The sequence below is a fragment of the Cohnella sp. AR92 genome (assembly GCF_003990975.1).
GTDB lineage: Bacteria > Bacillota > Bacilli > Paenibacillales > Paenibacillaceae > Cohnella.
Window position 1 is genome coordinate 113,434 of sequence record NZ_RZJR01000006.1, and the last position, 21,362, is coordinate 134,795.

General features: G+C 53.4%; 21 protein-coding genes. 20 read left to right on the forward strand and 1 reads right to left on the reverse strand.

The features are described from left to right. Positions 1-94 precede the first annotated feature (94 nt). From ELR57_RS10950 to ELR57_RS11030, 17 genes are all read left to right on the forward strand, one after another. Complete coding sequence (locus tag ELR57_RS10950) at positions 95-751, forward strand: SDR family NAD(P)-dependent oxidoreductase (protein WP_126959109.1); 657 nt, start codon at positions 95-97, stop codon at positions 749-751. Positions 752-1,066: 315 nt separating this feature from the next. After that, positions 1,067-1,822 carry an SDR family NAD(P)-dependent oxidoreductase gene (locus tag ELR57_RS10955; RefSeq protein WP_126959110.1) on the forward strand — a complete coding sequence of 252 codons (756 nt, stop codon included), beginning with the start codon at positions 1,067-1,069 and terminating at the stop codon, positions 1,820-1,822. A 150-nt stretch (positions 1,823-1,972) separates the two neighbouring features. Continuing rightward, positions 1,973-2,557: a TetR/AcrR family transcriptional regulator gene (locus ELR57_RS10960; RefSeq protein WP_126959111.1), complete on the forward strand. Its 585-nt coding sequence runs from the start codon at positions 1,973-1,975 to the stop codon at positions 2,555-2,557. A 131-nt stretch (positions 2,558-2,688) separates the two neighbouring features. Then, positions 2,689-3,165 carry a GNAT family N-acetyltransferase gene (locus ELR57_RS10965; protein WP_126959112.1) on the forward strand — a complete coding sequence of 159 codons (477 nt, stop codon included), beginning with the start codon at positions 2,689-2,691 and terminating at the stop codon, positions 3,163-3,165. 42 nt (positions 3,166-3,207) lie between these two features. Then, positions 3,208-4,875, forward strand: coding sequence for a GAF domain-containing sensor histidine kinase (locus ELR57_RS10970; protein WP_126959113.1), 1,668 nt, complete (start codon positions 3,208-3,210; stop codon positions 4,873-4,875). Between the two features lie 22 nt (positions 4,876-4,897). Next, a complete protein-coding gene (locus ELR57_RS10975) occupies positions 4,898-5,566 on the forward strand; it encodes a response regulator (RefSeq protein WP_126959114.1) in 669 nt (222 codons plus the stop codon). A gap of 171 nt (positions 5,567-5,737) precedes the next feature. After that, positions 5,738-6,289, forward strand: coding sequence for an NADPH-dependent FMN reductase (locus ELR57_RS10980; RefSeq protein WP_126959115.1), 552 nt, complete (start codon positions 5,738-5,740; stop codon positions 6,287-6,289). 23 nt (positions 6,290-6,312) lie between these two features. Next, positions 6,313-7,056 (forward strand): VOC family protein, encoded by a 744-nt coding sequence (locus tag ELR57_RS10985; protein WP_370452257.1) that lies wholly within the window; start codon positions 6,313-6,315, stop codon positions 7,054-7,056. A gap of 203 nt (positions 7,057-7,259) precedes the next feature. Beyond that, on the forward strand, positions 7,260-8,948 hold the full coding sequence (locus ELR57_RS10990; protein WP_126959117.1) for a DUF6044 family protein: 1,689 nt from the start codon (positions 7,260-7,262) through the stop codon (positions 8,946-8,948). A 75-nt stretch (positions 8,949-9,023) separates the two neighbouring features. Beyond that, positions 9,024-9,872 carry a copper amine oxidase N-terminal domain-containing protein gene (locus ELR57_RS10995; RefSeq protein WP_126959118.1) on the forward strand — a complete coding sequence of 283 codons (849 nt, stop codon included), beginning with the start codon at positions 9,024-9,026 and terminating at the stop codon, positions 9,870-9,872. Positions 9,873-9,963: 91 nt separating this feature from the next. Next, positions 9,964-11,127: a chromate transporter gene (locus ELR57_RS11000; protein ID WP_126959119.1), complete on the forward strand. Its 1,164-nt coding sequence runs from the start codon at positions 9,964-9,966 to the stop codon at positions 11,125-11,127. A gap of 117 nt (positions 11,128-11,244) precedes the next feature. Next, on the forward strand, positions 11,245-11,787 hold the full coding sequence (locus ELR57_RS11005; RefSeq protein ID WP_126959120.1) for a GNAT family N-acetyltransferase: 543 nt from the start codon (positions 11,245-11,247) through the stop codon (positions 11,785-11,787). A 26-nt stretch (positions 11,788-11,813) separates the two neighbouring features. Beyond that, positions 11,814-12,326 carry a GNAT family N-acetyltransferase gene (locus ELR57_RS11010; protein WP_126959121.1) on the forward strand — a complete coding sequence of 171 codons (513 nt, stop codon included), beginning with the start codon at positions 11,814-11,816 and terminating at the stop codon, positions 12,324-12,326. A 314-nt stretch (positions 12,327-12,640) separates the two neighbouring features. Further along, a complete protein-coding gene (locus ELR57_RS11015) occupies positions 12,641-13,306 on the forward strand; it encodes an ArsR/SmtB family transcription factor (protein ID WP_126959122.1) in 666 nt (221 codons plus the stop codon). A 46-nt stretch (positions 13,307-13,352) separates the two neighbouring features. Next, positions 13,353-14,654, forward strand: coding sequence for an MFS transporter (locus tag ELR57_RS11020; protein ID WP_126959123.1), 1,302 nt, complete (start codon positions 13,353-13,355; stop codon positions 14,652-14,654). Between the two features lie 135 nt (positions 14,655-14,789). Then, the gene (locus tag ELR57_RS11025; RefSeq protein ID WP_126959124.1) at positions 14,790-15,350 is read left to right on the forward strand and encodes a cysteine hydrolase family protein; all 561 of its coding nucleotides are present in this window, start codon (positions 14,790-14,792) and stop codon (positions 15,348-15,350) included. A gap of 106 nt (positions 15,351-15,456) precedes the next feature. Then, complete coding sequence (locus ELR57_RS11030) at positions 15,457-16,740, forward strand: MFS transporter (RefSeq protein ID WP_126959125.1); 1,284 nt, start codon at positions 15,457-15,459, stop codon at positions 16,738-16,740. A gap of 53 nt (positions 16,741-16,793) precedes the next feature. On the opposite strand, the gene ELR57_RS11035 is transcribed toward ELR57_RS11030, so the two are convergent. Then, positions 16,794-17,501 carry a protein-glutamine gamma-glutamyltransferase gene (locus ELR57_RS11035; RefSeq protein ID WP_126959126.1) on the reverse strand — a complete coding sequence of 236 codons (708 nt, stop codon included), beginning with the start codon at positions 17,499-17,501 and terminating at the stop codon, positions 16,794-16,796. Between the two features lie 128 nt (positions 17,502-17,629). On the opposite strand from ELR57_RS11035, the gene ELR57_RS11040 reads away from it, so the two are divergent. Genes ELR57_RS11040 through ELR57_RS11050 form a run of 3 tightly spaced genes read left to right on the forward strand, consistent with a single transcriptional unit; the run spans position 17,630 to position 21,266 of the window. Continuing rightward, positions 17,630-19,069, forward strand: a complete 1,440-nt coding sequence (locus ELR57_RS11040; protein WP_238162483.1) for a spore germination protein — start codon at positions 17,630-17,632, stop codon at positions 19,067-19,069. Beyond that, entirely contained in the window at positions 19,066-20,169 is a 1,104-nt protein-coding gene (locus tag ELR57_RS11045; RefSeq protein ID WP_126959127.1) for a GerAB/ArcD/ProY family transporter, read from the forward strand. Before ELR57_RS11040 ends, ELR57_RS11045 begins: the two co-directional genes overlap by 4 nt. After that, positions 20,166-21,266 (forward strand): Ger(x)C family spore germination protein, encoded by a 1,101-nt coding sequence (locus tag ELR57_RS11050; protein WP_126959128.1) that lies wholly within the window; start codon positions 20,166-20,168, stop codon positions 21,264-21,266. Before ELR57_RS11045 ends, ELR57_RS11050 begins: the two co-directional genes overlap by 4 nt. The last annotated feature ends 96 nt before the right edge of the window (positions 21,267-21,362 follow it).

Consider the following 21,362-nt stretch of genomic DNA (forward strand, 5'->3'; position numbering starts at 1 on the left):
ATTAACGGCGGATCGGACGGTTCCTCTTTTTTTTAATTGTTAAATCCCTATCGAAATGGTATGATATGTTAAAACCATTAAGGGAGTGAACCGTATGAGCAAGCCTCTATTAGTCATCGTAGGCGCCGGTCCGGGCGTTAGCTCGGCAGTCGCCAGAAGATTCGGAACGGAAGGATTTAAGGTTGCCCTCGTCTCGCGCAATCAAGCATCGCTGGATAAGCTGTCAAGCGAACTAAGCAGGCAGGGAATCGAAACCTTCTCCGTTCCGGCTGACGCTTCGAAGGCGGAATCGATCGCCGAAGCCTTCCGAACCATTCGAGAGCAACATGGCGAGCCTGATGTGCTGCTCTACAATGCGGCCGTCATCTCCCAGACCTCCGTATCCGCTCTGACGGAAGAGAATCTGTTGGACGACTTCAAGGTGAATGTCGTCGGCGCGCTCTCCAGCGTCAAGCAGGTGATCCCAGCGTTCGTTAAGAGGGAGGAGGGAACCATCCTCATCACGGGCGGGGGATTCGCGCTCTATCCGAGCGCCGAATATGCTTCCTTGTCCTTAGGCAAAGCGGCCGTTCGTTCTCTTGCCTTCTCGTTAGCCCAAGAACTGAAGCCCCATAACGTCTACGTCGGAACGGTTACGATCGGAGGGTATGTATCCAAGGGAACCTTCTACGATCCGGATGCGATTGCGGAGAAATATTGGGAGCTGTACAAGAACCGCGATGAAGTCGAGTACTTATTCGTAGAGAAATAAGAATGGAATCCGTTAAGATCGGAATTATTCATATGCTGAGAAACCCATCATCTGGAATCCGGATGCATGGGTTTCTTTGTTTGGGGAAAGCTTACCCTCGGACCCATCTCCGGTTCAATCAACATTCGAAAGAGTTTCGTTGAAGATGAAGGTCATTGGGCGACAGTCGATCGCCATCTGTCGGATAGATGACATTCCCGGTTGCATTGATTCTTGTTCACCTATCTGTAACGATTTAAACTACAGATGGGCCCCAAGAAAAAATGAAACCTGGTTTCATATCAAACTCTATACGGAAAGAAGAGAATATCCATCATGGCAAAAACAGCGATTATCACCGGCGCCGCCGGCGGCATCGGCAAAGAGCTTGCGCGCCGTCTGGCCGAACGCAAGCTGAATCTTGTGTTGGTTGACTTGAAGGAAGAAGCCGTCAAAGCGGTCATCGAAGAGCTGGGCTTGAACGATTCCAACTCCCTGGCGGTAGCGGCAGACGTATCGAAAGAGGAAGACGTTAAGAACTACGTCGACAAAGCGGTCGAGAAATTCGGCTCGATCGACTACTTCGCGAACAACGCCGGCATCGAAGGGCCGCTCGGCAATGTGGACGATCTTAGCGTTAACGCGCTCGATCTCGTCTACAACGTCAACGTTCGCGGCGTGTTCCTTGGCCTTCACTATGTCGTGCCGGTCATGAAGAAGCAGCAATCCGGCGCCATTCTCAATACCTCGTCGCTTGCTGGCTTGATGGGCGCGCCGGGCATGTCTCCGTATGTCATGTCCAAGCATGCCGTTATCGGCATTACTCGTTCCGTCGCGAACGAGCTGGCGCCGCTCGGCATCCGCGTCAATGCCGTATTGCCGGGGACGATTAACACTCGCATGATGCGTCAAATCGAGAAAAATTCGGGCAATCCCGAAGACTATAAGAAGCTGAACGAAGCGGCAACGCCAATGGGACGCTACGGCGAACCGCAAGAGGTTGCGGCCGTCATGAACTTCCTGCTGTCCGATGAGGCTTCCTTCGTAACCGCTTCGCTTTATACCGTCGACGGCGGCATGATGGGGCAATAACCCCCCGCTATAACCGTTAGCCGACAAGCTAGCCCGGTTTTCTCCACCTTGGAGAAGGCCGGGCTTTTCTTCATCGCTTGTATTGCGGATCCCCGAATGACTATAATGTTTTCCTAGAACAGCCCCTTATCGAATAGGAGTCTAGCGGACATGGAAGAAGCGAACGACAGAAGAATAAACCGTACCCGAATCGCCCTGAAGCGGGCTCTGGTCGAATTGATACACGAGAAAGGCTACGAAGCCATCACCATATCGGATATTGCGAACCGTGCGGACTATAATCGCGGAACTTTCTATAAGCATTATTTGGACAAAGAGGACCTGTTGGCCGCGATCAAAGAGGAGATCCTGAAGGATCTATCCGAAGCTTTGTTGGCCCCATACGAAGGATTGGAACGAATCGACGCCCATCACATTTTCCCGTCCACCCTTAGACTGTTGGAGCATATCGAGCATCGCAAAGAGACCTTCATCGCGATCGTGTCCGTCAATAAGGATTTTTACTTCGATATCTATAACATGCTTCGCCGATCGATGAAACAAGAGATGCATATCGTCATCAAAGAAACGAAAGACGACATTGATTATGAGATCATGCTTAGCTATCGGATGTCCGCCTTCGTCGGGGTCATCATGCATTGGGTAGAGAACGGGTTTAAATATTCGGCGAATTACATCGCGGAGCAAGTCCTGATCCAAGTGAACCGGAGCCTCGATTATATCGAATTCATCTGACGGAATCGGGACAGCTCTTCACGATGAGCCGCACCTTCAATAAGAAACGGCTTTTCTTTATTCTCGCGCATTGAAACCAAAGGAAGCGGCCAGTAGAATAGAAAACGACACTTCGTCACGGAGGCTCCAAGATGAACATTAGACCGATTCGGGTTCAAGATAACGAAGACATCGAGACCATTATCCGGCAATGCTTGATCGAGTTCGGCGGTAACCGCGCCGGGCTGGCATGGGAGGATGAGAGCTTGAGCCATCTATCGGACTTCTACGCTCAAGAGGGAAGGGAATATTGGGTGGCTCTCGATGCAAGCGGCAAGATCGTCGGCGGGTGCGGCATTGCGGAGTTCGGTTCTCCCGAGGGGGAGATCTGCGAATTGCAGAAAATGTACTTGCTGCCGGAAGCGAGAGGGACCGGGGCGGCGGCGGAGCTGCTTCGGATCGCTATCCAATTCGCCAAGCAGCATTATCGGGCTTGCTATCTCGAGACGCTGCAGAACATGCAGGCCGCCAATCGTTTCTATGCGAAGCACGGATTCAACAAGCTGGACGCTCCTCTCGCCGGGTCCGATCATTTCGCCTGCGATGCCTGGTATATTCGCGAGATCTAGCAGATGTCCAGCTCGTCCATAGAAGGAGGAGGCGGAGAGGCCATGGATCAACGGGACCTTCATATTCAGGAGTTGACGACGCTTAAGACGATCGCCGAGACGCTTAACGAATACAACGATCTGAACGCCATGCTCCATGTCGTCCTCGAGAAGCTGCTCGAGCTGACGGGACTGGCGGCCGGATGGCTGTTCCTCGTTGACGAACGCGGAACCTACGAATTCGCCGCAGGAAGCCGTCTGCCTCCCGGCCTGTCTTATAACGATGCCCAACCGATGCGCTGCGGGGATTGCTGGTGCTTGAACCGTTATAAAGACGGCAGACTCAAGAATGCCGTCAATATCATGAACTGCAAGCGGATCGAGAATGCGGAGAGATATGCTTGGGGAGACACTTGCGGAATTACGCATCATGCGACCGTGCCGCTGCGATCCGGCAATAGACGCTTCGGCTTGCTGAACGTCGCCTCACCCGGTAAAATCCGCTTCGAAGAAACGGAGCTGGAGCTGCTGCAATCCATAGCCCTGCAGATCGGCAGCGCCATCGAACGAATGCGGCTCTATGCAGCCGAACAGAGAAGAGCCGCTTTGTTCGCTAAGCTGGGCGAATACGGCAGCGCTTTAGGAGCGGCGACGGCCCAAGAGGAGGATCGGGCCGAGCTGTTCAAGCATGCCCTGTCTCTGGTGGGCCGCCTGTTCGATTGGCCCTATGCGGCGCTGTTCGAACCTATCGGGGGCGAACTTGTCGTACGAGCCGTCTATGCGGAAGGACAAACGATGATTCCGCAGCTTCAGACGCCGATGGACGACATCGATTGGTTCGAGGACAATTCCATTCATCGAGAGACGGCTTCGATCCGCAGGGAGGAAGCGGAGAAGCTGGCCGTTTGGCTCGAACGCCATGGATTGATGCCCCGTGCGGCCAAGGCCGCAGCCGCTCCGGTCACTTGTCCGGGCAGGGGTTCGTCGGGGATCCTCCTGATCGGCTACGATACGGAGGATGATCGTTATCGTACCGATGCCGAAGCGATCGAATCGCTCGCGGGCCATATTGGCCTGACGTTCGAACGGATTCGGCTGGAGAGGAATCGGCGCGAGATTGCCCGCATGGAGGAACGCAACAGGCTGGCCCGGGATTTGCATGATTCCGTCAGCCAGACGTTATTCTCGCTCGCCATGATGTCGAAGGGGACGTCAAGTCTTCTCTCAACGGGCAAAGACGATCTCTTGAGCGAATCCTTGCAGGATATGCAGACGTTGTCCCAGAGCGCCCTCAAAGAGATGAGGGAGCTCATCATGCAGCTTCGTCCCGCCGGGCTCGAAGCCGGATTGGCTACGGGGCTCAAACAATACGGAGAACGGCTTAAGCTTAACGTTCAAACGAAAGTAAACGGGGTCATGGAGCTGCCTCGAGAGGTCGAAGAGGCGTTATGGCGTATCGGCCAAGAGGCTCTCAACAACGCAAGCAAGCATTCGGGTACGTCCGACGTCGACGTGATCCTTATCCTAAGGCGGGAAGAAGCCATTCTGCGGGTAATCGACCATGGCATAGGCATCACGAATAAGAGACTCGCCGAGTTGAAGCGGCACTCGATCGGCTTGTCTTCGATGCGCGAACGGGCAGAATCGTTGGGAGGCCGCTTGACGTTACAGACGGCCTATCGAAAAGGAACTACGATTGAGGCAGCCATCCCATTGGCTGTAAGTGACTGATCTTGGAAAAGGAGGGGGACGGATGGCGATTCGATTGCTTATCGCGGACGACCATGCCATGGTCAGGCGCGGCCTGCAAGTTTTTCTGGCGACGCAGCCGGATATCGTATTGGTCGGAGAAGCTTCCAACGGGCAGGAAACGCTTGATCGTGCCTTTGAACTGCAGCCAGACGTTATCCTGATGGACCTCAATATGCCCGTGCTGAACGGGATCGAGACGACGGCTCGGCTCGTTCAAGCGCAGCCGTTGACGAAGATCATCGTCCTTACGTCGTTCGCGGACCAGGACCATGTGCTGCCTGCCATTCAAGCCGGAGCGAAGGGTTACTTGCTCAAGGACATCGAACCGGAGACGCTTGTCGAAGCGATCAGGCGGGTCCATCAAGGCCGGGTGGAGCTGCATCCGGACGCCGCCGGATTGCTTGTCAGCCATCTGTCAGGCTCCGAAATGACCCATGGCCGCAACGATCCGGAAGCGATCGAAGAGGACATGCTTGCCCGGCTTACTCCAAGAGAGATGGAGGTGCTTCGGCATCTCGCCTCGGGCAAGTCCAATAAGGAGATCGGCGATTCACTCGTCATTACGGAGAAGACCGTCAAGACCCATGTCAGCCATGTGCTCGACAAGCTGGGTTTCTCCGACCGGACGCAAGCGGCCATCTTCGCCGTTAAACGGGGGATTGGCTTGTAGAACCGAATCCGTTATCGTCTCCGACTAAAGTCGTAGAGGCTCTCGACCGAACGGTTGAGAGCCTCTTTGCTGTAACTTCATCCTTGCAGCCGACGACCGAGGAGAGGCCGTTCTCTACAATAAGGGTAACTAGAACAGACAAAGGGTTCTAACCCAAGGAGTGAGAGGCCTATGAAGATCGCAGTGATTGCAGGAAGCAACCGTATTAACGCAACAAGTACGAATCTGGCTAAGGCAATGGTCAATCGGATGGAAAGAATGCAAGTCGAAGCAAGCGTCTTCGATCTTGCGGAGCGGCCGCTGCCGTTCTACTCCCCGGATGACAGCTACGCGCACCATGACGGCGTACAGAAGCTGAGTAGAATCATGATGGATGCAGACGGAATCGTCTTGTCCACGCCGGAGTACCACGGAGGGATCAGCGGCGTTCTGAAGAACGCGATCGACTTCCTGGGCAAGGAACACTTCTCGGGCAAGCCGGTTCTCTTGATCAGCTCGTCCGGGGGCGCCGTAGGCATCAGTTCTCTGACGCAGCTGCAGATGACCGTGCGCAACCTTCATGGCATCAACAGCCCGCACTGGATCTCCATCGGCGGGAATCAGCGTTCCCGTTACGAGAATCCGGAGACGGCTGAGCTTGATTCCCGCGCTGAGCAAGCGATGGAGGCTTTCCTGGATTTGACCGGCAGGCTGGCGGGAAGATCGGAGGCGAACGCCCGATAATCACTCATTTTGCGAGTCTAAAGCTGCACACCGTTTCCCTTCAAGGCGTGAAGCAGTTCTATCGCGATATACTCGGATTTCCCATTATCCAAGAAGAAGAAACCGAGATTCGGGTTCAGTCTTCCGAGAATAGCGAGCTTATCTTCGCGGAGACGGAAGAACCGATCGCTCCCGTACACTTCGCTTTCGAGGTTCCCTTCTTAGCCTTCGAAGAGATTGCAGCCAAACTAGGGCAAGTCGTCCCTTTGTTAGCCTGGCAGGATGGTACCCGGATTAATCGGTACCCGGGGGGACAGAACGTCTATTTTCGAGATGGAGACGGGCATCTGCTCGAGTTGATCGCGCACGAGGATCTCCGCGGAGAAGTCCCAAAGCCATTCGGGAAGCTCCAAGTGTTGTTCCTTCGAGAAGTCGGACTCCCGTTTGCCCCCATTCGTTTAGCTGCGGCCAAAGAATGGATGAGAAAGGTTCTGGGCATGAGGAGCGAGCTGGAGGACGATCGATTTGCTTTTATGATAGCCGGTTCCGCCTACGCGGTAGTCGTATCGACAGACAGAAGGTGGGTGCCGATCTCGATGGCCGCGCTTAAACCGAGAATTGAGCTAACCTATGGAGTCGACGGCAAGGACTATTTCGAGAGCGTGAAGAGGCAGTTGAGTTTGGAGCAAAAGCTGATAAAAGGCGGAGAAAGCACGTTGACGTTCGACCTGTTCGGTTATCTTATTCATATGACTTTAGGAGGCGGCAACAAGGAACGTTATCGCTGAAGATTACCTGTGCAAGATGTTGGGCTTGATGCAATAGCCCGTTACCCTTCAACCACTGCGCTTTTCATTGGCGCCGGTGGTTTTTTTTGGATAGAAATCGCGATTTCAGTTTATAAATGATTAATAATTGCTGTCTATACTGGGAAGGACATCGGCAGCGACTCGGTTGCTTTTTCGAAAATGGCCATATAGGCAGGGTGAACATGAGATATTTAAGCCAAAGGCTGTCCAGAGAGCAGCTACTTATCATTTCGGCCTTCTTCTTTCTTTTGCTTTATCTAAGTCCGTTATTGATTCTGGGAGATAACGCACATGTGCGGGTTCACGATAATTTGGATTCCAATGTCGCTTGGTACAAGGTGCTCACGCGCAGCCACGAGCTGTTTGGACCGATTGACGCGACCGTCCCCCAAGTGATCAATGGATTGCCTAGAGGAGCGTATGGAACGGAATTCAGCGGAATCGTGTGGCTTTATGCGCTCTTTCCGACCATGATCGCTTATTCGCTCAGCCAGGCCATCACAAGAGTATTCGCTTTCCTCGGCATGTACTGGCTGCTTAAGAAGCACTTTGTCCGCGAGGAGGCCGGGGGGCTGATCCGGGTTGGCGTCTCTTTGGCGTTCGCATTGACCCCGTTCTGGCCGTCCGGCATGCTGAGCACGCTGGGACAGCCTCTGGCGCTATGGGCGTTCCTGAATATCCGCAACCGGGAGAAGTCCTGGAGATCGTGGCTGGTCCTTCTGTTGCTGCCCCTGTATTCCAGCTTCGTGCTGGGGTTCTTCTTTTTCTTGACGGCGATGGGCTTGCTCTGGCTTCGGGATCGAATCAAGAAGCGAGATTGGAATCCGGTCTTCCTCGGAAGCATCGCTCTGATGACGGGGCTGTATCTGGCGATCGAATATCGGCTGTTATTCGGAATCGTTCTGTCCAGCGTCCCGACAAGCCGTTCCGAATTCGTCGAATCCACGCAGAATTTCGGCCATACGCTGCTGCTTGCCCTGTGCAATTTCCTCGTCGGCCACGGCCACGTGCTAACCATGCACACGCTGGTCATCCTGCCGGTTCTTTTCCTTGCGTTAAGAGTGGTGATACGCCGGGGAAGCCGGCAGGAGAACAAACGGTTTATTTACCTGTTGATCCTGAACGGCGTGCTATCGCTTTGGTACGCCTTCTGGTTCTACAGAGCCTGGGCGCCTTTGAAGGAGCACTTCTCCATCCTCACGACGTTCAATTTCGCGCGGTTTCATTTTCTGCATCCTCTTGTGATCTACGTGGGGTTCGCGCTGGGTCTCGGCATTCTCTGGAAGGCGGGGGGAAAAGGACCCAAGTGGGTGCGCGTCTGCTTGGTGTCGCAAGTCATCATTCTCTTGCTGTGCAATGACGAGATCGTGTACCGCGTATACGGGGAACCGTCCGTCAAGCAGTTCTACGCGACCAAGCAGTTCCAAGAGATCAGGGACTTTATCGGGAAGCCCCAGAGCTCGTACCGCGTGGCCAGCATCGGGCTTCACCCGGCGATCGCCCAATACAACGGATTCTACACCTTGGATACCTATAACAATTATTATCCGCTAACGTATAAGCACGAGTTCCGCAAGATCATCGCGGGCGAATTGGAGAAGAGCCCGGAGCTTGAATCGTACTTCGACCATTGGGGAGGACGGTGTTATGTCTTCGTTAGCGAGCTCGGCAAGAAGTATGACTATAGGAAGGATTCCGCGAAGGAGATTCGACATCTGGACTTAAATACGGATGCATTCCGTTCACTGGGAGGGGAGTATCTCTTCTCGTCTGTCCCCATTCGGAATGCCGATGAAGAGAGGCTTCGTCTCTTGAAGAGCTTCGACAATCCGGAGTCCGCTTGGAAAATCTATCTCTATCAGGTCGAGTAGCAACCTTATCCGATGCGATGCGTCCAATAGTGGGAAGCAGAAACAGCTAATTTTCTACTTAAAGGAGCAATCGACATGAAGAAGGTTCTGGCTAGCATGACTCTAACCTTAGGTTTGCTCGCCGCGGCGTTGCCCGCTTATGCGGCTGATCAGCCGATCAAGATCGACGGCGTTGCGATTAAATCGGACGTGAAGGCCGAATTCAAAAACAATCGTACGATGGTGCCGCTGCGCATCATCAGCGAGAATCTGGGAGCGAAGGTGAATTGGGCGAATTCGGTCGTCACGATCGCGAAGGGCAAGTTGACCTTGACTCTCCAGCCTGGCAGCGCGACAGCCGTGAAGAACGGGGTGAAGCTACCGCTCGACGTGAAGCCGTACATCAAGAACAATCGAGTCATGGTGCCTCTCCGCTTTATTGCGGAGACGTTCGGCAGCACGGTGAATTACAGCGATTCGACGGTAACGATCGATAACGCTCCTCTCTTGATCGGTGGAGTTAAAGTAGCCGCGCTGCAGAATGAATTCCATATGACGATGGGCGGAATGATCACTCAATACTACGGCAATGCGAATATCGAAGCCGTCTTCGACGCCTTCGAAGCGAACATAGGCAAGAAAGTGGATGCGCCATCCAGTTACTCGTGGCAAGTGAATCTGGATGTTCCTGGTTCCTATTATAAGAATGGACAATTTGAATTCTTGGACGAGCAAGGAAAGAGCTTAACCCGATACGATATCTACACCCTGCTTCACTCGGTCCCCGAAGAACAATTGGCCGGTTATGAGGAGATCCTGCTCTATAACGCGACGGAGGACCAATGGTATACGTTCAGCAGGTCCGCTTACGAGACCATCAGCCAGCTCATGAATACGGCCGCTCTGAATGGCTTCTCGAAAGTGATCAGCAACACGATTGTTTAATCTAGCAGCGATTTAACATAGGGATAACAAAGAATGCCTCGAAAGTCATTATACTATGACGAAGAGGCATTTCTTTGTTAGGAGGATCCGGATGAGAGCATTGTTGGAAGTTTTCGCCGCGTCGGCTAAGCTCGGCCTGACGTCGTTCGGCGGCCCGATCGCGCATTTAGGTTATTTTCGTCAGGAATACGTGGAGCGCCGGAAATGGATGGACGAACGAAGCTACGCCGATCTGGTGGCCCTCTGCCAGTTCCTTCCCGGGCCGGCCAGCAGCCAGGTCGGCATCGGAATCGGCGTGATCCGGGCAGGCTTGCTAGGCGGGATAATCGCTTGGCTCGGGTTCACTCTGCCTTCTGTCCTTATTCTTGTCCTGTTCGCTCTGCTGATGCAAGGCTTCGATATCGGAAGCGCGGGATGGATACACGGACTCAAGATCGTTGCCGTCGCCATTGTCGCCCAAGCCATCCTTGGAATGGGGCAGAAGCTCACGCCAGACCGCTATCGGGTGACGATCGCGATCCTAGCCGCCTCGATCGCTCTGCTATGGCCTTCCTCGGCCACTCAGATTCTGTTGATTATCGGAGCCGGCCTCATCGGGATAGCGGCGTACGGCAAGAGGGAGCTTGGCGATTCGGCGGATATTGCGGTTCCCATAAGCCGCAGGGCGGCTATTGCCTGTTTGACTATCTTCTTCGGCCTCTTATTCGCATTGCCGTTATTAAGACAATGGGTTGCTTCCGATGGGTTCGCCATGTTCGACAGCTTCTACCGGTCGGGCGCGCTTGTCTTCGGAGGAGGGCATGTCGTTCTTCCGCTGCTCGAGAGGGAGGTCGTCCCTACGGGGTGGGTTAGCGAAGCCGACTTTCTGGCGGGCTACGGAGCGACGCAAGCGGTGCCGGGGCCGCTGTTTACGTTCGCCGCCTACTTGGGAGCGATGAGAAGCGGGGTCATCGGCGCCCTGATCGCGACGACGGCGATTTTCCTTCCGGCGTTTCTGTTGATCGTAGGGGCGCTGCCGTTCTGGAATTCGCTTAGGAGGAGCAAGAAGGCCCAGGGAGCTTTTATCGGAATGAACGCGGCCGTCGTCGGGATCCTGCTCGCAGCGTTGTATGATCCTCTATGGACGAGCGCCATCCTGGCTCCGGCCGACTTCGCGCTGGCTGCCCTGTTGTTTATCCTGCTCGTCTTCTGGCGAACGCCGCCTTGGCTCGTCGTGTTGGCCGGTGCCGCGGGAGGAATGCTTCTGCAGCTTTAGACGTTGGCCGGAGCGAGGGCGAATTGAGACGGGGACTTCCTCGACGAGCGAGGATATGACAATTATACTAAGATAAAACGCTCTATTGGGCTTGTTGGGTAACAGGAGGATTGGCCGATGTCAGAGAGTCAAATCTATATTCGCTTTCCGCAGGAAGCAGATACCGCTGAATTGGCAGCCCTATACAAAAGAAACCGGGAATTCTTCGAGGAGTTCTCGCCGAGCCCCGGTGACGATTACTATACGGAAGAGAATCAACTCCAACGGATCATTCAAAGCAAGACCGATAGAGACGAGGATCGGAGATACGAGTTCGTTATTTGCGAACAGGAGAATGACCAGGTGATCGGCACCGTCGGCCTAACGTTCGTGACAAGAGGACCGCAGCAGAGCTGCATGATCGGATATAGTCTCGATCAAGCTTATAACGGCAAGGGTTATATGACCGAAGCCGTGAAGCAACTGGTCAGATATGCGTTCGAGGAACTAGGGTTCCACCGGATCTATGGCGAAGCCACGCTCCGGAATCCAGGCTCTATCCGCGTGCTTGAGAAAGCCGGCTTCCAGAAGGAAGGAATCGCCAGAAGCAAGCTGAAGGTAAACGGAGTCTGGACCGATCTTCAGGTGCTGGCCATCATCAATCCAGCGGATGAGGTGTAGAATCCATATCGAAATGGGGTTATTTGATGATAATAAGAACGGAGAATGAACGGGAATACCAGGAAGTCTATGACTTGAATTATCAAGCCTTCGGTAATAGAGAAGACGAATCGAAGTTAGTGGAGCGGATAAGAACGTCCGAAGGATTCGTTCCCGAGTTGTCGCTTGTGGCGGAAATGGATGATCGAATCGTTGGTCATTTATTATTAAGCGAAGCCACAGTAGAAGATCAAGAGGAATCGCATACCGTAATCGTATTAGCCCCAATAGCCGTGAAGCCGGACATGCAAGCACGGGGAATTGGAAGCAGCTTGATTCAAGAGGGGATTAAGAGGTGCAAGGATCTAGGATACGAATTAGTCTTGTTAATCGGACATCCTAGTTATTATCCGCGTTTGGGATTCCAGCCGGCGAGACCGTTTGGACTTGAATTGCTACAGTTCGAGGTGTCCGATGACATATTTATGGTCTACGAAGTTAAGGAAGGGGCGCTTCTAAAAATGAAAGGCGAGTTGAAATATCCGGAAGCCTTTTTCTAAGCTAGGAACTGATCGACGATAAACTGCTGTGGAGAGGGACCTGCTAGAATGGAGGCGCCATGAGGAAGAAGCGAATTCGATTAGAGCCTGCACACGATATCCGAGAGTATGCTCATGGATTCAGCATCGTTTCAGCATCAACGGGCTTTGACAGCCTCATCTATCTACTCCTTCGCCAGTCACTCCCATATGGATAAATCCGCGCTCCGCGCGGTTTTTTTATTTTCGCCCAGCACATGACCTTGACAGGAGGGAGGGTATCGCCTACTATGGGATCTATTCAATAAATCTATTGAATAGTTGAGGTGGGCGCAATGGAGTTTGAACGTCAATGGAAAGATCAACTCTACCGGGAGTTTGCGCGTATAGGCAAATGTTTATCCAGTCCGAAGCGGCTGGAGCTGATCGACTTGCTGTCCCAAGGACCTAAATCCGTGGAGCAGCTGGTCAAGCTAACGGGAATGAGCGTAGCCAACGTCTCCCAGCATCTTCAGACCCTACATGAATCGAAGATGGTGCGCTTCCATAAGAAGGGCAATTACGTCATCTACGAGATTGCCGAGCGCTCGATCGCCGACTTCATGGTATCCATGCATAAGCTAAGCGAGAAGCAATTGATCGAGATCCAACAGCTCAAGAAAGAAGTATTGGAGCATCGGGCTCGAATGGAGCCTATTGCTCTTGACGAACTTCTAGAACGCATGGAGAAGGGGGAAGTCGTGCTGGTGGACGTAAGGCCGGAGGATGAATACGCGAGCGGGCATATCCCCGGCGCCCTGTCGATGCCGATCGATGAACTGGAGAAGCACTTGTCGTCCTTGCCGATGGATAAGCATATCGTGGCTTATTGCCGAGGTCCTTACTGCCTTCTGTCGGCACAGGCCATCGAAATTCTGGAGAGAAACGGGATAAAGGCCTCCATGCTGGAAGAAGGCGTGCATGAATGGAAGCATCATCTGGAGCACTCCAATCGAAGATAGGTAAATGCGGTTCGAATTGATTATAGAAGAAAGGCGGTTCTACGCGATGAAGCATGAACCCGATCCTATCCAGAAGTACGTGAATTCGCCAAGCTTGCAGCAACAATTGTTCAAGAGGTCCCTCTGGATCGTCGTCATCTCGCAAATATTCGGCGGAGCCGGTCTGGCCGCCGGGGTAACCGTCGGCGCACTGCTTGCCCAGGACATGCTGGGAACGGAAAGCTATGCGGGGATACCAACAGCTTTATTTACCCTCGGTTCTGCGCTGGCTGCGTTCCTGGTAGGACGTTATTCGCAGCGCTTAGGCCGCCGTTGGGGACTTTCCGCCGGCTTTATGGCTGGTGGAATTGGAGCCATAGGAGTCATTTTCGCGGCTATTCAAGACAGCGTTGTTCTCTTGTTTATCTCGCTCTTTATCTACGGGGCAGGAACGTCGACGAACCTGCAAGCCCGATATGCCGGGACCGACCTGGCGAAGCCGAATCAACGCGCCAAAGCGATCAGCATCGCGATGGTCACGACGACGCTGGGGGCGGTTGCGGGTCCGAACTTGGTGGAAGTCATGGGCAAATTCGCGATTTCCATCGGAGTTCCGGCTTTGGCGGGGCCCTTTATTCTTGCTGCCGCAGCCTATATACTGGCAGGTTTCGTTTTTCTCCTCTTTCTCCGTCCGGATCCGTTCGTCGTCGCTCAAGCCATCTATCGGGCGCAATCGGCGACGAATGGCTCAGTCCAAGCGCCATCGAGCGCTTCTAAGGTCAATAACCGGAATCTGATCGTCGGGACGACCGTCATGATCCTCACGCAAGTCGTGATGGTCGGCATCATGACCATGACGCCCGTTCACATGAAGCATCACGGACATAGCATAAGCGATGTCGGAATCGTCATCGGCATTCATATCGGATTCATGTTTTTACCATCTCTCCTAACAGGAGTACTTGTCGATAAAATAGGTCGTGCGACCATGTCGATTGCATCGGGCGGCGTGCTTCTTCTTGCCGGACTGGTTGCGGCTTTGGCGCCGGCCGACTCCATGTTCGTCCTGATTATCGCGTTGGCTCTGTTGGGGCTTGGCTGGAACTTGGGCTTGATCAGCGGAACGGCTCTCATCGTGGATGCGACGGATCCGGCAACGCGCGCCAAGACGCAAGGAACCATCGACGTGTTGATCGCGCTTGCGGGAGCTTCGGGAGGAGCGGTATCCGGCATGGTTGCCGCACATTCCAGTTATTCGGCCTTGTCGCTCTCCGGCGGCGGACTTGCTCTTCTATTGATCCCCGTGGTGATATGGTCCCGAAGAAAACAGCAGCATCAACCTTCTTCCGACCAAATCTCTCTTAACTAACGTTCGATCATCCATACGGCCATTTCCGATCCGCGCGTTGCGCGGATTTTTTTTATGCTGCGGGACGTTCTTTACAAAGCCAATGGGAAACGATATTCTTTGGTGTAAATAAAACAGGAAGAGGAGTTGCGAAGCATGGCGTTCACAAGAGCCCTCATCAATATCGATTATACGAACGATTTCGTGGCCAGTGACGGGGCACTGACCTGCGGGGAGCCGGGACAAGCGATCGAAGCCCGAATCGCGGCCCTGACGGACGAGTTCATTCGGAACGGCGACGAAGTCATCTTCGCAATCGACATTCATCGGGAGAACGATCCCTATCATCCGGAAACGACACTATTCCCGCCGCATAATATTGAAGGAACGACCGGCAGGCGATTGTACGGCAAACTGGAAGAAATCTATCAAGCTCATCGAACGCTAGCGAACGTTCGCTGGATGGATAAAACAAGATACAGCGCGTTCGCGGGCACGGATCTCGATCTTCGGCTTCGCGAGCGCGGCATATCGGAGCTTCACTTGGTCGGCGTCTGCACGGATATCTGCGTTCTTCATACCGCGGTAGACGCTTATAACAAAGGCTATAAGATAATCATTCATGAGGATGCGGTCGCGAGCTTCGACGAAGCCGGCCATCAATGGGCGCTGCGCCACTTCAAAGGTTCGATCGGGGCGGAAGTGGTCAGAGGCTAAGCGAAAAATGAGGAAAAGGACAGGGAGGAGTAGGCATATGAGACCGATTTGATTCACTTTTTACACTGCCCAAACTAAATCTAAAATTGAATACGGGGAGATAAAAGTGAACGCTAAACGGTCTTTTTATTACTTGTGGGGCTCGCAGGCCTTGTCCAACCTGGTAGACGCCTTCTATTTAGTCGCGCTTATCACTTACGTGCTCAACCAGACCCACTCGGTTATCTTCGCGACAATGGTCCCTTTGATGCGCGTATCCGCGCAGCTGCTAAGCGGATTAGCGGCACCGCTCATGATCGTCCGATACAGGCTGCCTTTTCTGCTTACGGTGTCCCAGCTGGGGCAGTTCCTGCTATTCGGCGCGTTGGCCGTCTATTTGTCCCCTCATGTCGAGGGAACCGCCTTATTGCCTATCTATGCGATTATCGCCGCGATCTCCTTCCTCGACGGTTGGACGACGCCGGCTCGCAATGCACTGGTTCCGAGACTCGTCCGAGACGAAGCGCTGCTGAAGGCGAACGGGATGATCGCCACCACCGATCAGATCATTCAATTCGCCGGATGGGCGGTCAGCGGGGTACTGGTGGCATCCTTCGGATCCTTCCCGGTTCTGCTGGCCGTAGCCGCCGGCTTCGGCGTTGCGATGGCAGTTACGCTGCTGATCGAAGATCCGACCGAGTCCAAGCGGCGCAGTCTATGGGATGTGAGAACGGGGCGGGAATATCGCCGCGGAAGCGAGACCAGATGGAACACCCTGAAGGAAGGATGGCAGCTGCTGTGGCAGTCCAGACGGCTTCGTTCCATGAGCCTTATGGATATGACCGACGCATTGGGCAGCTCCGTGTGGGTCGGAGCTTTCTTGCTTGTGTTCGTGCAGGACGTTCTGCATAAAGACGAACAGTGGTGGGGGTATATCAACGCCGGTTATTTCGCCGGAACCGTATTGGGCGGCATTCTGGTTATTGCCCTCGTGAGACGGTTGGAAAATCGGCTGTTCCTGTTCATGATTGTCGGGTTGCTAGGGTATGCCATGTGCACGGCCGTGTTTGCCATAAACAAGGTTGCTCCCCTTACTTTGTTGATCGTCTTGGTGACGGGTCCGTTCACGGAATTGTCGGCCATCTCTCGCAAGACGCTAATTCAGAGAAGCTGCACCCGGGATCAGCTGCCCAAGGTCTTCTCCGCCCAGAACACGTTGATGAACTTGATCTTCGGCGTATCCTTGCTCTTGATGAGCTATCTCGCGGAGCGGTTGGGGATCGTATCCATGTATCTGATCGCTGCCGCAATCAGCGCCGCGGCCGCAGGAGTCGGCTGGTCGAACCGCAACGCGTTCGCCGAGGGACAGGGAAAGGCTGTCAACGGGAGGCAAGCGGGAACGAGCCTCTAAATGAAGACGTTAAACGGAAGAAGAAGCCGTGCGCTCGCACGGCTTCTTCCCGTTTACATTCGAAGGGTACGGCGTCCGCCGATACGTGCCTTGACGGCGGCAAGTCCGGGAGGGAAGGGAAGGCCGATATAGGATTGGCGAAGATCGGAAGGAGCGAATTGCGATAGGTAATCGTAGTCCGGATAGACGATTAAGTCTTCCAGGTAAGCGGATCGGTCCGCGCCCGACCGTCTGCGTCTATTTAATGCGTTGATGATGTCATTGGCCGATCGGATGCCGACGCCGTGGCCATAGTACAAATCCTGATCGAGCATAATGACGTTCTCGCCTTGCCATTCCATCTTCTCGGGATTCACGTCCGGGTTCTTGAAGTAAAGGCAATCCCCCGGCCGTCCGTAGGAAGCGCTGACTTCTGCGGAAGACACGCCCAAGTCGGCGTCCGTATCCCAGCTGTGCAGAAGCAGTCTGCCGAACAACTCGTTGAACTTCGTCGAGCCGATCGTGTCCAAGACTCCTTTGTAGAACAGGATGACGACGGCGGTGGCGCACTCGAAGCCGTATTTGGATCCGTTCGAGAAGATATCCCGGATGCCCTTCGACGGGGAAACGCCGTCGCGAATATGGAAGCCCCCGTTATTCGTCAGGTACCAATAGTTCTTATTGCAGAACGATGTACGGAAGGTGGCGAACCTCGTACCGCCGGTACTCATCTCTCGCGCCGCGGCGACAATATTCGATCGCAGCGCGTCTTCGAAATTCATGTGGAATCATCCCGCCTCTCCAGGTTGCTATCCTTCAGCTTATGGCCGACTGCCTAACTTCGTACCTGATCGTAAGTTCCCTGCAATTGGATATACTAGGGCAGACTCTTGAATAAGGAGGAGCCTCATTGACGCCTGCAACGATCGGCCTTGAATTCGACAAGTTAGTCGGCGAGCACTTCGCCGAACAACACGATTATCGGTCCCAAGAGCTTAACCTCGGAGTATCTCGGTACAAGATTCATTACTTCGAGACGTTAGTCGATTCCGCTCTTATACAGGATTATATCCTGAAGCCTCTCTTACTGCGGCCTAATGATCCTATTCGAGAAGTCGTCTCCATTCTGGATTACGCGGAGACGGACAATCCGGGGGAAGCCGTGCAAGCGATCTTGGGCGGCAAGACGGTCCTCCAACGATCGAACGGAGACAAGATCTATTTGCTTGGGACGGATCTAAAGAAAGAACGATCCATCAATATCCCGACCAATGAAAGAGTCTTGCGGGGGCCGAACGAAGCTTTTATCGAGAATCTCCATACGAATATCAACTTAATGCGAAATCTCATTCCTTCCTCCGAGCTTATCGTCAAGATGACGACCGTCGGAAGGATCTCGCGAACGAAGGTAGCGCTCCTCTATATCAAATCGATTGCCGATTCGACGTTCGTGAAGGAGATCGAAAGCAGGCTCCGAAGCATTGACATCGACTACGTGGAAGCGCCGGGATTTATCGACGAACTGATCCGCGAGAAGAAGTTCAGCCTGTTCCCGCAACAGCTCGTCACCGAACGGCCGGACCGGGCTCGAGCGCATCTTATGGAAGGGAAGATCGTCCTCCTAACCTCCGGTTCTCCGGACAGCCTTATTTTACCGGTAACCTTCTGGTCTTTCTTGCAGAGTCCGGACGACTATCAGATCAGCTGGCTGCTGGGCACGATTTTTCGGCTGTTGCGCCTATGCTGCTTCTTCATTACGCTTGGCCTGCCCGGCTTGTATGTATCCGTATGCTCGTTCAACCCTCAGCTGCTGCCGATCAATTTTGTCAATACGCTCCAGAGCTCGATGAAGTACATTGCCTTTCCTCCGTTGCTCGAAGCTCTCTTCATGATGTTATTGCTCGAGGTTGTCAGGGAAGCGACGGTGAGGTTGGCGAATCCGATCGGCCAAACGATCGGCATCGTGGGAGGCATCGTCATCGGTACCGTCGTCGTGCAATCCAATCTAGTCTCGAATGCGATGGTCATTATCGTCGCCTTGACGGGGGTGGCTTCCTTTATCATTCCGTCCTACGAGATGAGCAGCGCCGCAAGACTGTTAAGCTATCCGGCTCTTCTTATCTCCTCGCTCTTGGGTTTATTGGGACTTGCCTTCTTCTTTATGATGATCGTTATTCATCTGTGCAAGGCGAGTACGTTAGGAGTCGCTTACTATGCTCCGCCGTTCACCGCACAAGCAGCGAAGGATACGTTGATCAGAGCGCCGATGTGGAAACAAAGGGAGCGGCCGAGAGATACCGCGCCAAGCAACCGAACGAGGCAGCGCAACCCGAGGGGATGGAGAAGATGAGGAGGGAACAATCCATCACGGCTAGACAGCTGTTCGCGCTCGTCTTGATGACTCAGCTGGGGACCGAAGTGTTATCCTTGCCTCATGTGGAGTCGGGAATCGCGGCTCAGGATTCTTGGCTTGCCGTTCTTCTCTCCGGATTGGCGGGGCAACTCGGGATCCTCGTGCTCTGGCGGCTGGGAAGCCGTTATCCGGAACGGAACTACTTCTCCTATACGGCTTCTATTGTCGGCATTCCCGCGAAGAGCCTGATCAATCTCCTTTACGGAAGCTATTACGTCTTCTCCGGCTTATTGCTCGGCCTGCAGTACTCCGACATCCTGAATCGGTGGCTGTTTATCTACACGCCGAGATGGATCATCTTGCTGCTGATCCTGATTGTATGCGGATTTGCCGCAACGGCCTCTCTCCGCCAATTGGCTAATGTCGTTCAAACCTTTATCCTTTTCCCGATCTTGGGATTCCTGTTGATCCTCTTCAGCGGAGTCTATGGTTATGATGCGACGAATCTGCTTCCCGTGCTATCTAATGGATGGTCGCCCGTACTGAGAGGAGCGTATGCGGCGTTTAGCGCTTATGTCGGGTACGAGGTGCTTCTCTATGCGTACCCGTATGTGGATGGAAAGGGCGGCGCTCCAAGAATCCTTCTGACGATGACTCTAGCCAACGGCTGCACGACCGCCTTCTATGTCATCGTCTGCCTGATTTGCTCGACCATGTTCAGCACGAGGCAGCTAAACGTCATTCCCGAGCCGATCGTCTTCATCTTGAAGAACTATAGGGTTCAGGTGCTGCAGAGCATCGATACTCTATTTCTTATTTTCTACCTATCCGTCGTTACGGCAACGCTTATCGTATATTACTTCCTGGCGGCCAAAGCTTACATGAATCTTCGCAATCAAGGCTTAGGCAGACAAGGCGCATGGGTATGGGGGAGCGTCGCGATCTGTTTCGTCTTCGGCTTATTCATCCGGAAGCGCGGCTTGATTCTCGAAATCGCGTCCATTCAAGATCGAATGTCCGTATTCTTCGTGGTTGCCGTGCCGTTCCTCTTGCTGATCGTGGCCGGAATTCGACGTTACGGAGGGATCAAGAGTTGAGGAAGAAGGGATCCGTTCTCTTCCTATGCTTGCTGTTGACGGGGTGTTGGGATCAACTGCAGCTCAAAAAGCTGCTGTTCGTCGATGTTGTCGGGATCGATTACGCGGACAATCAACAGAAGCTCAAGGTAGACTTTATCATCTCATCGCTTCAAGAGGCCAATCAAGGGGGCGGCAAACCGTCCAGCCTATTCATTGGCTCGTCGGGAAGCAGCCTCTATGAAGCAGTGGCGAAGACGAACAAAGAATTGTCAGGCAACCTCTCCGTCCTGGAAACCCGGTTATATCTCATCAGTCCCCGTTTTGCGAGGGATAAGCCTTTATCATACCTGGATTCAACGGCCCAGTTTATGTCGAACCCCTTATATGCTTATTTAGCGCTTTATGACGGCGATCTCAGCGAACTCCTGGGTAGGAAGACGATAAAGGAACGCACGGTCCCCGATTTCCTAATCGGTCTGTTGGACGACGAGAAGGAGAGAGGGAAGATCCCTTCGAATAAGCTGCTGCACTATATCCTCGGCGGTACGGAATTCAGGAACGATTTCGCGCTGAACCGATTCGAGCCCTATCAAGACGGCGTTCGGCTAAGCGGGACGTCCCTGTTCACGAACGGCAAATACACCGGGATCAATCTGACAAACGAACAAACGCAGCTCGCGAATCTCTTGGACGGTGCGGCAGGCCGATCCCAATTGATCATAGGCGAAGTGAATAACGATAATTATTCGGCTTTCGTCCAGGGATCCAAACGATCGATTCGAGTGATCGCAGCGGACAAAGACGTCAAAGAAGTGGACATCGAGTTAAAAGTGGAGCTGAAATTGGTGGAGCAGGATTTAAACCGAGAAAAATACACCGACGAAAAATTGGCCGAGCTCGAAAAGGGGATAGCGCAAAATATGGAATCCCTTGCCGAGGAAGTCTTTGCGACGTTGAAGAAAGCGAATTGCGACTATTTCCAATTGGCGCATGAGATTGCCGCCCATCACCCCAGGCTTTATCGGGGGATGAACTGGGAACAAGAGTATCCGAAGCTTCGCATGAAGCCGATCGTTAAAGTAACTATTCTAAACAGCGGGATCCTGGAATCCTAATTTCCGGGTTCCCGCATTGACACGACGCCGAACGGCGTCTTACAATCGAATTGTCACCTTAAGGTGTCCATTTGGATAATCGAAGCAAATAGGAGA

What these genes read in the sequence shown, in the direction of transcription:
- ELR57_RS10950 (WP_126959109.1), top strand. Translation starts at nt 95, where the DNA reads ATGAGCAAGCCTCTATTAGTCATCGTAGGCGCCGGTCCGGGCGTTAGC.
- ELR57_RS10955 (WP_126959110.1), top strand. Translation starts at nt 1,067, where the DNA reads ATGGCAAAAACAGCGATTATCACCGGCGCCGCCGGCGGCATCGGCAAA.
- ELR57_RS10960 (WP_126959111.1), top strand. Translation starts at nt 1,973, where the DNA reads ATGGAAGAAGCGAACGACAGAAGAATAAACCGTACCCGAATCGCCCTG.
- ELR57_RS10965 (WP_126959112.1), top strand. Translation starts at nt 2,689, where the DNA reads ATGAACATTAGACCGATTCGGGTTCAAGATAACGAAGACATCGAGACC.
- ELR57_RS10970 (WP_126959113.1), top strand. Translation starts at nt 3,208, where the DNA reads ATGGATCAACGGGACCTTCATATTCAGGAGTTGACGACGCTTAAGACG.
- ELR57_RS10975 (WP_126959114.1), top strand. Translation starts at nt 4,898, where the DNA reads ATGGCGATTCGATTGCTTATCGCGGACGACCATGCCATGGTCAGGCGC.
- ELR57_RS10980 (WP_126959115.1), top strand. Translation starts at nt 5,738, where the DNA reads ATGAAGATCGCAGTGATTGCAGGAAGCAACCGTATTAACGCAACAAGT.
- ELR57_RS10990 (WP_126959117.1), top strand. Translation starts at nt 7,260, where the DNA reads ATGAGATATTTAAGCCAAAGGCTGTCCAGAGAGCAGCTACTTATCATT.
- ELR57_RS10995 (WP_126959118.1), top strand. Translation starts at nt 9,024, where the DNA reads ATGAAGAAGGTTCTGGCTAGCATGACTCTAACCTTAGGTTTGCTCGCC.
- ELR57_RS11000 (WP_126959119.1), top strand. Translation starts at nt 9,964, where the DNA reads ATGAGAGCATTGTTGGAAGTTTTCGCCGCGTCGGCTAAGCTCGGCCTG.
- ELR57_RS11005 (WP_126959120.1), top strand. Translation starts at nt 11,245, where the DNA reads ATGTCAGAGAGTCAAATCTATATTCGCTTTCCGCAGGAAGCAGATACC.
- ELR57_RS11010 (WP_126959121.1), top strand. Translation starts at nt 11,814, where the DNA reads ATGATAATAAGAACGGAGAATGAACGGGAATACCAGGAAGTCTATGAC.
- ELR57_RS11015 (WP_126959122.1), top strand. Translation starts at nt 12,641, where the DNA reads ATGGAGTTTGAACGTCAATGGAAAGATCAACTCTACCGGGAGTTTGCG.
- ELR57_RS11020 (WP_126959123.1), top strand. Translation starts at nt 13,353, where the DNA reads ATGAAGCATGAACCCGATCCTATCCAGAAGTACGTGAATTCGCCAAGC.
- ELR57_RS11025 (WP_126959124.1), top strand. Translation starts at nt 14,790, where the DNA reads ATGGCGTTCACAAGAGCCCTCATCAATATCGATTATACGAACGATTTC.
- ELR57_RS11035 (WP_126959126.1), bottom strand. Translation starts at nt 17,501, where the DNA reads ATGAATTTCGAAGACGCGCTGCGATCGAATATTGTCGCCGCGGCGCGA.
- ELR57_RS11045 (WP_126959127.1), top strand. Translation starts at nt 19,066, where the DNA reads ATGAGGAGGGAACAATCCATCACGGCTAGACAGCTGTTCGCGCTCGTC.